This window comes from Vibrio hepatarius (assembly GCF_011806575.1).
In the GTDB taxonomy this organism is placed as follows: Bacteria; Pseudomonadota; Gammaproteobacteria; order Enterobacterales; family Vibrionaceae; genus Vibrio; species Vibrio hepatarius_A.
Map to the genome: position 1 here is coordinate 80,030 of NZ_JAATOO010000003.1, position 15,183 is coordinate 95,212.

The following is a 15,183-nucleotide window of genomic DNA, read 5'->3' on the forward strand; positions in this document are numbered from 1 at the left end:
TGGATAACTGAATAACCCAGCCTAAGTAACATCAGCTAAATGCTTTATTTATAGGGACTAATAGGCCTCTAATCATGCTGTTAACAACTAACGCCAATGTGAAAAACGTGACAATAGGTAACGCAAACCATAACGTGATATGCAACGAGGGTGATAAGTCAAAACCATACACCATCAGGGCTCCAACCACGAGTTCTGCACCGATTGCGGCTATCACACCAGCGATAAGTGACATCAATCCATACTCCGCCCAAATGGTCTGTGTAACACGTTTTTTACTCGCCCCTAGCGTACGGTAAAGTTGTATTTCTGACTGTCTTTGTCCCAAACTTAAGCGTAACAGAGTAAATATCAACATTACTCCCGCAATAACACCTAATCCTGCCAATACAGTTATTGACCAAACAATCTGCGTCAGTAGCTGTTGGATTTTTGCTCCCATACTGCGAATGTCCATCAAACTTACGGTTGGGTGCTCTCTTGATAGCTGGTTGATCAAACTGTCATCTTGCTCTTTGAGCCTAAAGCTGACCAAATACGTCGCAGGGATATCAGCCAAGACATCCGACGTAAAAATGAAGTAAAAGTTAGGCTTCATATCACGCCACTCAACGTGACGAATTGAATTGACCTTCGCACTCACTTCCTGACTATTGATAACGAACGTCAGCTCGTCGCCAATACTGAGACCTAGGTCGGCAGCTACATCCGATTCAACCGACACACCCCCAGTATTAGTCCATTGCCCTTCAAGTACTTCGTTGTGATCCGGAATACCATCAGCAAACGTAAAGTTGATTTCGCGTCTTAACGCATCGGTGCCTTCACCGCCCTGAGCATATTCTTTGGCATTCTCACCGTTAATTTGAGATAAACGGCCACGAATGATCGGATAATCCTGCGAACGTTCGATTTGGTTATCGTCTAACACCTTCAAATAGGCTTCGCGCTCATAAGGGGCAATATTAAGTGCAAACGCATTGGGTGCATCTTCAGGTAACGTGCGTTGCCAATCTGTCAGTAGATCGGTTCGAACCAACCACATCACCGCGAGCAGCATCAATGAGAGCGCCAATGCGCCGAATTGGATCCCGGTAGAAACACTCGAACGGTTGATTCGACTAAGCGCTAACTTAATCGCCGGTGTAAGCGGCATTTTCGCTATGCTTTTAGTGACCACCAAACTCAACACCGCTAACACTACAAACAAAGCAATCATGCCGCCAAAGACAATCCACACCATAGTGTTGTCATAATACGCGACTAACATAGGTACAAGCGGCACTAATACTAGCCAGCGGTATGACTTACCCTTCTCATAGCTGAGCGAATCCTGCATCACATTGGCTGCGCTCACGTTCAACAAGCTCATGAGTGGAATACCTAACGCTGGCACAGCAATCAGGATGCTGGTCATAATAGCAATCAGTGCAGGACCAATTCCGTAACTAGGTAATGGGTCAGGCAACAGATCGACGAGCGGAATACGCAGCAACACTTCAAGCACGACGCCAATCGCGACACCTAATACCGCGGCGGTAACCAATAAAATCAACACCTGAATAGACAACCAGCGGCCGATCCAAGAACGACTCGCACCTAAGCTTTTCAGCATCGCGATGGTCTTTTTCCGAGTTGTCACATAGTGTTGGCAAGTGAGCACCAAAGTTGTCGCAGCCATGATCACCACTATCGCGACGGTCAGTGATAGATACTGTTCAGTACGTTGGAACACTTCATTAGTTCGGCTGGCATTATTTTGGTCACGCCAGCGATCACTTGGTGTTAACGTGATAACGTCTTTCACCTTCTCTATTTGTTTTTCGTCACCATTGACATACAAACTAAAGCGCACGCGACTACCCAACTGCACGGCTCCGGTCTTGTCTAAGTCGGATTCATGGATAAACGCAGATGGCATTTGACGGAAAGGATTAAAACTTAAACCCGGCTCTTCAACAATGTGGCCTGAAATGATAAAGTCCGCATCGCCAACCGTGACACTGTCACCCACCTTAACATCTAACTGAGAGAATAGACGTTCATCTAGCCAGAGTTCGCCCGGTTTGATATTGGAATACGTTGCGTTCCCATCCGATAACACCATTTCACCGCGCAGCGGATAAGCGCTATCGATTGACTTCACCGTAATCAACTTCATCGCGTTATCACTGAACACCATTGTGGCAAATCGGGTTTGCAGCGAAGTGGTTAAGCCTTGTTGCTGAGTGGCGGCGATCAATTGTTCAGGAACGGGATTCGACGATGTATATACCGTGTCAGCCGTTAACGCATCCTTGCCCTGCTTTACCACTACCTGTTCCATACGCTCGGCAAGTGCGGTTAAAGCAAAAATACACGCGATGATCAGCGTTAACGCGATTGAGACGGGCCAAAGTTGTCCGTGGCGAATCTCGCCTAAACTCCAGCTAAATAAACGGCGGTTAAGATTTTTTGATACTTGTGCTGTCATCACGACTCCTCAAGCTGACCCGCGTGCATTCGAATACGTCGCTCGCACAGCTCAGCCAATGTCATATCGTGAGTCACCAGCACAAGAGTTGTGCCGTGTTGCTTGTTCAATTCAAACAGCAGCTCAATCACCTTTTCTGCCGTTTGCTGATCCAAGTTGCCAGTCGGTTCATCGGCAAACAACACTTTAGGTTGGATCATAAATGCACGAGCTAGCGCGACGCGTTGTTGCTCCCCGCCCGAAAGCTGCGCTGGTGAATGATGCATACGATGCTCGAGCCCCACAGAGCTTAGCAGCTGTTTTGCGCGTTCCACGTCTTCGTCTTCACCTTTCAATAAACAAGGCAGTGTAACGTTTTCTAGCGCGCTTAAACTTGGGATAAGAAGGAAGCTTTGAAATACGAAGCCGACAAACTCACTACGAATTGCAGCGCGTGCTTCATCATCCAGAGCGGTAATATCTTGATCCAATAATTCGATACTACCGGTTGTAGGTGTGTCCAACCCTGCGAGCAGCGTCATTAAGGTTGATTTGCCCGCACCTGAGCTGCCAACAATGGCGACGCTTTCGCCAGTTTTGATATCAAGGTTTATACCATCAAGGATTGTTAATTGTTCCTGATTAGTAGACACTACTTTGGACAGTGAGTTTGCTTTAATTACGGATGTTTGCATGTTTCGTCTATTTTCCCTTGCCATTATTCTTGTTTTTACCAATCCAGCTAGTGCGAGCAAATTATTGATTTTGGGCGATAGCCTTAGTGCAGGCTATCAAATGCCAATTGAAAAAGCATGGCCAACTTTATTACCAGATGTGTTATCTAACAAAGGTAAACCTGTTGAAGTCGTCAACGCGAGTATCTCCGGTGACACCACAGGAAATGGTATTGCTCGCCTACCTCAACTGCTTTCCCAACATCAACCCGATTACGTGTTGATCGAGTTAGGCGCCAACGACGGTTTACGTGGTTTCCCACCAAAACTCATCCAAAGCAACCTCGGCAAATTGATCGATATGGTGCGCCAATCAGAGTCAACGCCTCTACTGATGCAAATTCGTGTTCTGCCTAATTACGGTAAACGCTATACCGAAGCATTCGCCGAACTCTATCCCAAAACGGCTCAACAACACCAAGTCACGCTGCTTCCATTCTTTCTTGAAGGCGTGATCACTAAACCAGATTGGATGATGGCCGATGGTCTACACCCTAAGCCTGAAGCCCAGCCTTGGATTGCAGAATTCGTTGCCAATGAGTTAATTAATCACCTCTAGTTGGTCTAGCTCAATAAACTTTACTCAGTTTTACGCTAACTTAATCTAATCCCTTTAGGTAAAGGACGGAAAAGATGATTATTGAGCCCGTTATCAACGGCGTTGTGGCGCGTACCGCCCACCCACTTGGATGTGAGCAAGCAGTTCTCCAACAAATTAATTACGTAAAACAAGCAAAACCGATCACCGATGGCCCCAAACGTGTATTAATTATCGGTGGTTCGTCTGGTTTTGGCTTAGCTGCGCGTACCGCACTGACTTTTGGTGGTGCAAAAGCCGACACGATTTCAGTCTCTTATGAACGAGGGCCGTCAGATAAAGGCACAGGCTCTGCGGGTTATTACAACAATCTATTCTTTAAAAAGTACGCTGAAGAAGAAGGCCGAATTGCGGTTAATATTCAAGGCGATGCGTTTTCTCGTCAGATAAAAGAAGAAGTGGTCGAAGCGATCGAGACTTACTTTGAAGGTGAAGTTGATCTGATTATCTACAGTGTCGCAAGTGGCGTAAGACCGAACCCAGAGACTGGAGACTTATGGCGTTCTGCGATTAAACCAATTGGTCAAGATGTCTCAGGCGCAACCATTTTGCTCGAAAACGACCATTGGCTCGATACCACGATCACCTCGGCGACCGAAGCTGAAGCACAAGACACCATCAAAGTCATGGGTGGCGAAGATTGGGAATCTTGGGTTGATACACTGATCAACTCAGACTCTATCGCACAAGGCTGTAACACTATCGCATTCTCGTACATGGGGCCTGAAGTTACTCACCCTATTTACTTAGATGGCACATTAGGTCGTGCGAAGATAGACCTTCATCAGACCAGCCATTCACTAAACCTGAAGTTGGCGTGTTATGACGGTGGGGCTTACGCGACGGTATGCAAAGCTCTGGTGACGAAAGCGAGTGTGTTTATACCTGGTTTAAGCCCTTACATCATTTCACTATACAAGGTGATGAAAGAACAAGACACGCATGAAGGTTGTATTGAACAGATGCAACGTCTATTCAGTAGCAAACTGTACGGCACAGACAAAGTGCCAGTCGATTGTGAACGCCTAGTTAGAATGGATGATTGGGAGCTGAATCCAGCAACACAGCAAAAAGTTACTCAGCTCATGTCTTCACTTAACAGTGAGAACTTTAAACAGTTGGCTGACTATGCTGGCTTCAAACAAGAATTCATGCAGTTGAATGGTTTTGGTTTCGACAACATCGACTATGCACAACCTGTTGATCTTAAAGTGTTCTCAGAAGCAGATACCGAATAGCGTTTGCGATCTTTAAGCGAATCCTTCGAACTTGCGTGAGCCCTCAAATTTGATTGAGGGCTCTTTTGTTTCTGTCGCACAGCGCACAGAGATAAAGGCTAAAACCACGAAATGAGTAATGTTTACTCAATAAAGGCTATGATTAGTTAAGAGCCAAGGAATGCTCTTACTCAAGAAGAAAGCACATAGGGATAGTGTATGTTAAAGATCAATTGTGCCGACATCAGCATTCCCCGTGAAATGCTAGATGGTTGGCAAACCATCGTCAATTTACTCGCAGAAGTAACCAACGTCCCTGCGGCACTCATCATGCGCGTTCATCCAGAGCGTATCGAAGTCTTCGCCGCAAATACTAATACTAGTCATCCCTACTCTGTTGGCGACAACGAACTGCTCGATCAAGGCTTGTATTGTGAAACCGTCATTAATGAGAAGCACCAGCTATTAGTTCCAAACGCTAGCAACGATCCTGTTTGGAAAGACAACCCAGATATGAAGTTTGGATTGCTTGCTTACTGTGGATTTCCTTTGATCTGGCCAAACGGTGAAGTGTTTGGCACGATTTGCATTCTTGATGACAAAGAAAACCATTTTTCTCAGACTTACCGAACCTTACTTGAGTCGTTTAAAGATTCGATTGAGGCGCACCTAAAGACGCTATATCAAAACACGCGCTTACAAGAGCTCAATTATATTTTGAAATCCCGCGTACAGAATCGCACGCAAGACTTGGTCGACCTCAATTACTCGCTGAATGTAGAAATTGATAAGCGCCGCGCCGCCGAACAAAAAGTGCACTATCAACAAAGACACGATTTAGCCACAGGTTTCTTAAACCGCACTGCGCTTGAAACCGAAACCGAGACTCTACTCAGACAAGCCTCAAGAGATGAAAATGAGCACGTTGTCGTCGTTCATGTTGGGTTCGCTAATGGTAGACGTATCCAGTCCAAGTACGGCTATAAGGTTTGGGATCAAGTCCTAACCCAATATCATCATCGCGCTGGCGATTTAAGTGAATACAACTTGCTGACCGCTCGACCAACGTCAACTGACTTGGCGTTTATTTTCTCATCTAAGCACCTTGAGCAAGACATTCACACGCTGTGTAGCCGTTTGTTGGACGTCAGCCAACTTGAGTTCAACATCGAAGGTGAACAGCTCCATTTGCATGGCTACATTGGTATCGCTACCTCTAAAGATACCACCAGCAGTACTTGTCTGTTGAAGTACGCGTTTGAGGCCATGCTTTCCTGTAAAGACTCAGGACATAAGTTCAGTTTCTACTCTCAGGATTTGTCGGATATTCAAAAAAACATCAACAAGCTAGAGAGCTACTTACTGCAAGCGGTAAGAAACGACGACCTGTTACTCTACTTTCAACCTAAAGTGTCTCCCGCAACTCGAAAATGGATTGGTGCGGAAGCTTTACTCCGTTGGCGGCACCCAATCTTAGGTGACATATCAAACGAACCGCTTATTCACTTAGCCGAGCAAAATGGCTTGATATTCGAAGTAGGTAATTTCGTTTTGCGATCTGCGATTCAGAAGGCAGGAGAATGGGTCGGTCAAATCGAAGATTTCAAACTCAGTGTCAACGTATCTGCGGTTCAACTTCAGAATCCACATTTCGTAGAAACCGTGCAGGATTTACTGACAACCTATCAGTTACCCGCGAGATTCCTTGAACTCGAAGTCACCGAAAGTTGTTTGATTGCGGACGAGGTAAAAGCACTTAACTCCTTGAATAGTCTATCCTCACTTGGAGTGACACTGTCACTTGATGACTTTGGTACTGGCTACGCATCGTTCAATTATTTGAAGAAATTCCCGTTCGATGCGCTCAAAATCGACAAGAGCTTTATCCAACATTTGGAGAGCAATTCTGAAGACCGAGAAATCGTCCGCTCCATTATTAACATTGCTAAAAAGCTCGGTTATCAGGTAACGATTGAAGGGGTTGAAACACTCAAACACGAAACCTTCATCATTTCTGAAGAGTGCGAAGTCGGACAAGGCTATCTTTACGGTAGACCTATGCCGTGCGACGAGTTTGAATCAATCCTGCTGCAACAATCTGATACGCCGAATGCGCACGCCAGTGGATTGTAATAGAGCGACTCAAGCTAGTTTGAACAAATAACTGCCCTACACTCACTATCAGAGTGCTTATCCGCTCGCTTATTGGGTGTAGATAGGTTTATAATTCTGCCCCAAATTTTATCTGACTTGTGAACGTCGTATGGACCAGTTAACCGCAAAACTAAAAAAAATCGAAAAACAAAACTATCGTGCTTACCAGCAAATTAAAGGTCAGTACGACTTTAGCGATTACACTTTCTATATTGATTATGTTCAAGCAGATCCTTATGCGTCTGCATCTCGCGTTCGTGCGGTAAGACCTTGGTCAGTCACTGGCCTACAATGGCTGCGTGACAAATCAGAAGCTTACCAAATTGCCGCGCGTGACTTTATCGCACGTAGCTTTGCTGAGTTCGCCAAACAAGACAACTCGATTGATATTGCGCTATCAGGTCAAACCGTGCTTGATAGCACCGCTGTGTTGTTCACTGAAGAAGGCATTGAGTTACGTTTTCGCATCAACTTACCAGCAGAAGGACGCTCTGCACTTGGCAAGAAAGCCGATAACCTACTGACCTTCCACTTGCCTAAATACATTCGCCGTTCAACATTAGAGCGCGAAATAGATAAAGAAGCCCTGATTCACCACTGTGAAATCATCGAAGATCAAGAGTTCATGCGCGCTCAACTTGACGAGCTTGGTTTGATTGCATTTGTCGGTAATGGCTCAGTGCTACCTCGCGTTGCGGGTAACTGCGATTTACCGATGCAAGACGCGGTTGCGATTACTTCTCCAGAATCCTTTGAAATCACTATCAATACGCCAAACCAAGGCCCAATCAAAGGCATGGCGATTCGCAAAGGTATTACCTTGATCGTTGGTGGCGGTTTCCACGGGAAATCGACGCTATTGAACGCTATCGAGCGCTCGATCTACAACCATATTCCAGGTGATGGCCGTGAACGTATTGTAACCAGTCAAAACGCGATGAAGATTCGCGCCGAAGATGGTCGCTGCGTACACAACCTCAGCTTGTCTAACTACATTAACCATCTGCCAATGGGTAAAGACACGTTAGACTTTTCGACTCAAGACGCATCAGGCTCAACTTCACAAGCGGCTTGGTTGCAAGAGTCTGTTGAAGCCGGCGCAAATGGGCTATTGATTGACGAAGATACTTCTGCAACTAACTTTATGATCCGTGACGAACGTATGCAGGCGTTGGTAAGCAAAGGTGACGAGCCAATCACACCGTTAGTTGACCGCATTGGTCAGCTGCGCGACGAAATCGGTATCTCGACTATCATCGTTATGGGCGGTTCTGGTGACTACCTAGATGTGGCCGATACGGTTATCCAAATGCATGACTACCAAGCAGTCGACGTATCAGAAAAAGCCAAGCAAGTTATTGCGCAGCACCCAAGTGAGCGTCATAACGAGTGTGAATCTCCTTTAGAGACCTTCCGCCCTCGTTCACTTAACCGCGCAGCGCTACAAAAGATTTTGGCTGACGGTAAGTTCCGCGTTTCTGCGAAAGGCAATGATTCGCTACGCTTTGGTAAAGAGTTCACCGACTTAAGTGCGTTAGAGCAATTGGAATCAAGCAGCGAAATCAACGCGATTGGCTGGTTGTGGTTCCAGCTTGCACAATTACCAGGTTGGTCAAACAACCCTGCAAAAGAGATCGCTCAGATGCTTGAAGGCGATTGGTTTAAGACCATGCCTAATCAAGGCGACCTAGCCAAGCCAAGAACGTTAGACGTAATGGCAGCGTTGAACCGTATGCGTAAAGCGCAGTTTAAAGCGTCTCGCTAACTTCGACTAAACACTCGTACATAGAAAGCGCCTCTTACATAGGCGCTTTTTTGTTGTCTAAATGACCGGACTCTCAAGCATCGCACTTAGATTGGCCCCCACTTTGACACTTTCGTCAAATCACCAGAACTTTGACGATAATATCAAACTTAGACATTAAGCGCTCAAAGCCATGCTGTTAAGTTTGACGAAAACGTCAAATTAAACTAAATTTGATAAAAACGTCAAAGTGAGTTTCTTTCATGGCACAGTCTTCCACATCCACACAACAAGGCTCTACACAGTCACCTACGTCTATTGCCGTGATTACTGGTGATATTGTTGACTCAACCAAACTCTCAAGAGAAGAGTTCGATATGATCATGTATGGCTTACAGTCGGCCTTAGCAACGATAAAAAGTGGCAATGATCAGAACGATTTTTACAACAAACGAGGCGATGCGTTTCAAGTCGTTATTCACGATTATCATAACGTTCTGCGTTACGCTTTGTATCTGCGCACCTACCTGAAATCGATAAAGAAACACTTCGATTGCCGCTTGAGTATTGCCATCGCAAGCGAGCCGAATCTGCGTTTTCATGTTGAGAGCTCAATGGGTGAGGCTTTTACCCTCTCCGGTCGTGGCATTGAAAGCATGAATGACGAGAGATTGCTGATTCAAACAGACCAAGACACCAACATTGCCAATCGTAGCCTTGAGCTGATCGTTAAGTTTATCGATAAACAAATCACTGGCTTAACCACAAGACAATGTGAGGTGCTTGTTCCATTGTTAGCAAGCCAAGCAAAGATCCAACAAAAAGAACTGGCTAAAATGCTTAACATTACCGAAGGCACGATAAGTAGCTCGCTAAAACGTTCCGAATGGGGACTGATTTCCGAATCTTTAGAGCTGTTCGAACACATGATGCAAGGTTAGCCGCAATGACTGAACTGATATTCTTAATCTTCGCCCTACTCACTGTTCATATCATTGGTGATTTCTGGCTCCAACCGAATCAATGGGTCGAGTGCAAAAATCAGCACAAACATCGTTCTCCGGCTTTATTCTTCCACGCGCTGATTCAAGGTTCACTCGCTGTCTTACCTATCCTATTTATCACCACAGACTTTAGAAACTTGCTAAGCGTCTTTTTGATTGTTGCTGTCTCACATTGGCTGATTGATCTATGGAAAACGCACCAAAATATACGTTCGCGCTTTTTTATCCTCGACCAATTGCTGCACAGCCTAGTGCTGTTGTTGATCGCCATTCACGCCACCGGCATCAGCGCAAAAGAACTCTTTGCCCTACTGACTATCAACAATAACTCTGCACAGATCATCACCGTTCTATTTGCCTACTTGCTCATCACCAAGCCATCCTCTATCGCGATTGGTTTGGTGTTAAGCAAATATTCGAAGCGTCTGAAACAAGCCGAAAACGATGCTAATACAGACAATGGCGTTAAAGACTTATTAGAGGGCGGCCAGTTAATCGGCTATCTAGAAAGGTTATTGATTCTGACGTTCACGCTACAAGGCAGCTTCGCCGCTGTAGGGTTTGTTCTGGCGTCCAAATCGGTATTTCGATTTGGAGAACTAAGAAATGTAAATGACAGAGCCGCCACGGAATACGTGCTCATTGGCTCAATGCTATCGGTGACGCTAACGGTGCTGTTGGGGATTATTGCAACGTCAGCGATTAAGTTGATTGGGTGAAAAGGCTTGTCTTACGTTAAGTTTGAGGAAGGATCTAGTTAGTAAGTTTGCTGTCGTCGGCTATTTCTTGAACACATAAGTAAAATGCAACAAGTTCTCATTCTCCACCGTACTCTTATAAAACAAGCTTTATAAACCGAAAAATGAGTTCGCTATCACAGCAAACTTTACCCTATGTTGTCGCATTATGCACCATTGAGCATAATAGGAACAAATTTAATGATTGTGGGTTGGGAATTTAGTGGCATTTAACTTAACTAGGATGACTGTCTATGCGTTGATTAGCGCTATTGAGCAGGATTTGCGAGATATGGTTACAAACCATATGACTGACAAAAGTTCACTAAACGAAAGTCTTGCTGAAAGAGCAAGCTTGCGTTTTATGAAAGATAATGAGCTGAATCTTACAGATACAGAAGAAATTGGCTTAGAAGACTTAGTCGGTTACTTTGATTTAGGTGATACTTTCCAAGTAATTAATGGAAATAAAGACTTATTCCCCACGCAGCTCATTTCGCATATAAAGGAACATACTAAACAGCTAGAACTTTTAGTTCCTGTCCGAAATAGAGTTATGCACATTCGCCCTCTCGATTTCGAAGACCTACCCTGCACATCATCTTTGTGTCAAAAGCTGGTAAAAGAAGCACCAGGTTTCTGGAGAAACACCACAGATACTATCCAAAGGCTAGATGCTGAACCAAGTTTTGTTTTGTCATTAGAAATACCATCACTTGATGAAATTACAGGTGTTAAACACAACTTACCACTACCGGATTTCGATGAGACAGGGCTTATTGGTCGAGATGAAGATGTAGCAAAAATTAAACGCCTATGCCTTGGTGGGTTCCCAGTTATTTCGATTGTAGGAGAAGGGGGAGTTGGAAAAACTGCTTTGGCGTTAAAAGTTGCTTACGAATTACTGGAAGATCCCAACTCTCCATTTGACGCAGTAATTTGGGTATCATCAAAAACATCACAAATAACAGTGAATGAAATAGTCGAGTTTAAAGGTGCAATAAGTGACTCGTTAGGTATGTTTAATGAAATTGAATCAGAGTTAATAGGTGAAGGTATTTCGAAGAAGGAAAGCTTCGATGAAATTATTGACTATCTCGCTACATTTAAAATTGCCTTGTTTATAGATAACTTAGAAACCATTCTAGATGACAACATTAGAGAATTCATCGGCTCGTTACCAAATGGGAGCAAAATCATAATAACATCTAGAATTGGGTTAGGTGCCTTTGAATATCCAGTTAAGCTTCAAGGTATTGAGGAAGGATATGCGTCTCAACTACTCCGTACTTTATCAAAATTAAGAAATATAGACACGTTAGCTACGTTACCACAAAAAACTTTACTTAAATATGTAAACAGGATGCATCGAAACCCAAGTTACATTAAGTGGTTTGTAAGTTCAGTTCAAACCGGATTAGCTCCAGAAGTAGTTCTGCAACATTCTGACCTATTCCTAGAATTCTGTATGTCTAACGTCTATAAATACTTATCACCGGACGCTAGAACTTTAACTGATGCCATGCAGTGTGCACATGGCTTGAAAGATTTGCCAGAATTAGCGTATTTAACTGAGTTTGATGCGCTGACAGTGCAAAAAGCCACCCAAGAGCTTATGGCTACTAACATGATGACTCAATCCTCCGATTCAAAAGGAGCAAGTGTAAAAACTCGTTATCAATTGTCTGAGTTAGCAAGAGCTTACTTAAGCAAACATCACAAACCATCACAAACAATTCAAAAACAAATTAGGGCTAAGCAAAATCAGCTCAACTCAGTTTTTGAGCGCCAAATGAAACAACGTTCAAGCAATAAGTATCAAAAGAAAAATATAAAATTCCGTGACAAATCAGACCGCGTCGTAGCAAAAATGCTAACTGATGCTTTGACTAACCTTAACAATAATCAATATGGATTAGCGTACGACCTTTTAGATGAAGCGCATCGAATGGCTCCTGATTACTTTGAAGTTCCTCGAGTGTTTGCGCAGTATTATGAGATTATTGGAAACATAGCCGATGCTAGAGAACAATATGAACTAGCGATAGTTTTAGAGCCTGACGCCCCACAATTGCACTACTGGTTTGGAAAGTTCCTATTGCAGAAAGACGACAACGTAGATGATGCCATCGTTCAGTTTCAACGGGCTCACAAACTAGATCCTAGTTCTTTCGACACCGCATTATCACTAGCAAGGTGTTACATGTTTGCAAGTAGTTATGACGAAACAGAGAAGTTACTGGATAAGCTAAAAGAGCAATTTGAGCGTAGCCCTGAACACTTGCAGAAAATCTACTTAGACACAGAAATTCAGATCAGTTATCGACTCGCAGATGATTTTTGCCGAGATGGCAATATCAAGGCTTCTCTAAAACATTTAGAACGAATGAAAGAACTATTTGATGCCCTACCAGATCACTTTAAAGACAAGTACATGAGAAAGAAACTAGCAAAAGCTAAATATACCTTTAATCACGTTCAGAAAAGTACAGACTTGGAATTACAATCCAGAATAACGCAGTTCGGAGTATGGTTAAACGAGCACGCTATCGACAACTAATGTGTAATAGGAGGTTTACCCATCCTCACTTGCAACACTACTAATATGGGTTGGTTTGGACTCAGGCTTTCAGTTCCCAAATCTTGATACAATCAGATCGTACAGATATGTGTATCTCGCTTATGCTCCGAAACGTTCTAGCAACAGGTAAGATATCCTTACCTGTTTGCTCCAAGAAGTGCCAGCTCGATCCAGAGCCGATATATTTAATCCCTACCTTCTCGACGTCCTTACCTGAAAGTAAGCCGAGGTGTGGGTGGAAGGTTTCTCCCAAAAACTATGACTTTTGACAAATTTAGCTAAAAGTTACGTTTGCATAATCATGCAGTCTTGCTCAAAATGATATATCGCTACTGGCGGCTATAAAGTTAGCAATATTTGGGTAACGCTCTCATTTTCGCCTGATATTGAATGCAGCAAAAAAACAGTCCGACAAAATGCGCTTGTTATGTTTATGTCATTCACCTAGAAATGTTCTCAGATTTTTGACATACACAGATAATGATAAAGTAAATGCTTTATCAAGCAAGAAAGCCGATGAAACCAAGCACAACCACTAGTCCGCTAGGCTCAAATATAAAGTTCAATAATCTTTTGTAAGGAAATCGATATAGTCCCGCAAATATTCTGAGTGCGCCATGACCAGCCAATAGAATAAATGCTGACAGAGGCCCAAGATCTATCAAGAATACGAATACCCCAAACATTAGTATCACAAATGTTATTATTAACTCGAATGATTGGAGTCTTGGCCTAAACGGCCATCCAAAAAAATGTTTATCCTTAATTAATTTTATCCCACAACATCCTAATTTTGCACATCCAATTTTCGCGCCGAAGTACGCTAAGTTTATGAATATACCGAAGGAGACAAACTGATTTGAGTTTATCGACTCTTCCATTATTGCCGTTAGAAAAGAGTAAACTATAAAGCTTAACAATAATCCATTCGTCCATTTTGGCCTGCGAAAGACAAAATCTTGAATATCAAACTTTGAGCCTAAATACAAAGATAGAGCTGTAGAGCATGATACTAAGATAGCAGTAAAGGACGTATATCCTAGACTTAGATATAAATTCCAAAATATTAAAAAAAGTGTCGCGATCGCCACGAAAACTAACCTTGGAATAAATGCACCTCTGTACCAAAGCCTAAGTAAATGACGGTCTATCACGCTGTTTGTCAGCATAATGAGGTATCGTCACAATTATTGTTTACCCAATTATTACATGCGGCCCTGGTGTTTGGCCCATAAACAACTGTATAACCATTGCTACCGTACATTGTTCCATGATGCACAATACAAAGCTGTCCGCGTTTATAAACATACCACTCGGGTTCATTTGGGTCAGTTCCACAATTTGATTCATTTTCGCCGTTAGCAAAGGCAAAAAGAGGATTGACCATTCTTGCACCAAAACTCTCTGTGTCTTTCCCTACAGCATGGAGATCAAAAGTTGCTAGATCTACCTCCTCTAATTCACCAAATTCTGCGAGTATCCATGTTTCTTTATCTTCATCATTAGAGTCTACAAATTTTGAAATTGATGCAACTGTCGAAATTTGAATACTTTTTAACAATTGATATGCTGACCTATCAACGCCTAGCTGTGTAACTTTCGGGAGCTCCAACTCCAGGGGTTCGTCAAATAATATTGTAATTATGTTGTTTTCATTTTTTAAAGTTCCTTTCCAGAGCGCGGGTATGGTTGCAAAAAAATCTTCAATAACGGGATCATAGAACTCCATCCATAGCTCGTCGTCAGCTTCATTTATAAATTCATCTTGGGTAATTGTAAAACTTCCTCGTGTAATCACTTCTTCCGATTGATTTGTTTGTAGAGGCAATAAGTCGACAATGAGGCTTATTGGGAACTGGGCCTGGCCACTATGAGCGTCAACTATCTCTTTTTGTAGCGCAATTATTGAGTCTTTATGTGGTCTAGCACTCATTTTCCATTGATAAATATCAGTAGTCATAG

10 protein-coding genes are annotated in these 15,183 nt (G+C 43.4%); 7 read left to right on the plus strand and 3 right to left on the minus strand.

Annotated features, from left to right (window positions below; translation table 11 throughout):
• Positions 1–31: 31 nt before the first annotated feature.
• Together HCZ42_RS03065 and HCZ42_RS03070 are read right to left on the minus strand one after the other, a co-directional pair.
• Positions 32–2,473: an ABC transporter permease gene (locus tag HCZ42_RS03065; RefSeq protein ID WP_167419294.1), complete on the minus strand. Its 2,442-nt coding sequence runs from the start codon at positions 2,471–2,473 to the stop codon at positions 32–34.
• On the minus strand, positions 2,473–3,171 hold the full coding sequence (locus HCZ42_RS03070; RefSeq protein ID WP_439848981.1) for an ABC transporter ATP-binding protein: 699 nt from the start codon (positions 3,169–3,171) through the stop codon (positions 2,473–2,475). Before HCZ42_RS03070 ends, HCZ42_RS03065 begins: the two co-directional genes overlap by 1 nt.
• Between HCZ42_RS03070 and HCZ42_RS03075 the strand changes: the two genes are divergently transcribed.
• The 7 genes from HCZ42_RS03075 (at position 3,146) to HCZ42_RS03105 (ending at position 13,200) form a co-directional block, all read left to right on the plus strand.
• A complete protein-coding gene (locus HCZ42_RS03075; protein ID WP_167419296.1) occupies positions 3,146–3,745 on the plus strand; it encodes an arylesterase in 600 nt (199 codons plus the stop codon). The two genes, HCZ42_RS03070 and HCZ42_RS03075, sit on opposite strands and share 26 nt — an antisense overlap.
• A 74-nt stretch (positions 3,746–3,819) precedes the next feature.
• On the plus strand, positions 3,820–5,022 hold the full coding sequence (fabV, locus tag HCZ42_RS03080; protein ID WP_167419297.1) for an enoyl-ACP reductase FabV: 1,203 nt from the start codon (positions 3,820–3,822) through the stop codon (positions 5,020–5,022).
• A gap of 198 nt (positions 5,023–5,220) precedes the next feature.
• Positions 5,221–7,134 (plus strand): sensor domain-containing phosphodiesterase, encoded by a 1,914-nt coding sequence (locus tag HCZ42_RS03085; protein ID WP_167419298.1) that lies wholly within the window; start codon positions 5,221–5,223, stop codon positions 7,132–7,134.
• A 130-nt stretch (positions 7,135–7,264) separates the two neighbouring features.
• On the plus strand, positions 7,265–8,920 hold the full coding sequence (locus tag HCZ42_RS03090; protein WP_167419299.1) for an ABC-ATPase domain-containing protein: 1,656 nt from the start codon (positions 7,265–7,267) through the stop codon (positions 8,918–8,920).
• A gap of 242 nt (positions 8,921–9,162) precedes the next feature.
• A complete protein-coding gene (locus HCZ42_RS03095; RefSeq protein ID WP_167419300.1) occupies positions 9,163–9,840 on the plus strand; it encodes a MarR family transcriptional regulator in 678 nt (225 codons plus the stop codon).
• Between the two features lie 5 nt (positions 9,841–9,845).
• Positions 9,846–10,622, plus strand: coding sequence for a DUF3307 domain-containing protein (locus HCZ42_RS03100; protein ID WP_167419301.1), 777 nt, complete (start codon positions 9,846–9,848; stop codon positions 10,620–10,622).
• 241 nt (positions 10,623–10,863) lie between these two features.
• The gene (locus tag HCZ42_RS03105; protein ID WP_167419302.1) at positions 10,864–13,200 is read left to right on the plus strand and encodes a tetratricopeptide repeat protein; all 2,337 of its coding nucleotides are present in this window, start codon (positions 10,864–10,866) and stop codon (positions 13,198–13,200) included.
• 1,183 nt (positions 13,201–14,383) lie between these two features.
• Here the strand turns inward: HCZ42_RS03105 and HCZ42_RS03110 are convergent.
• Complete coding sequence (locus tag HCZ42_RS03110; RefSeq protein ID WP_167419303.1) at positions 14,384–15,181, minus strand: hypothetical protein; 798 nt, start codon at positions 15,179–15,181, stop codon at positions 14,384–14,386.
• Between the last annotated feature and the right edge of the window lie 2 nt (positions 15,182–15,183).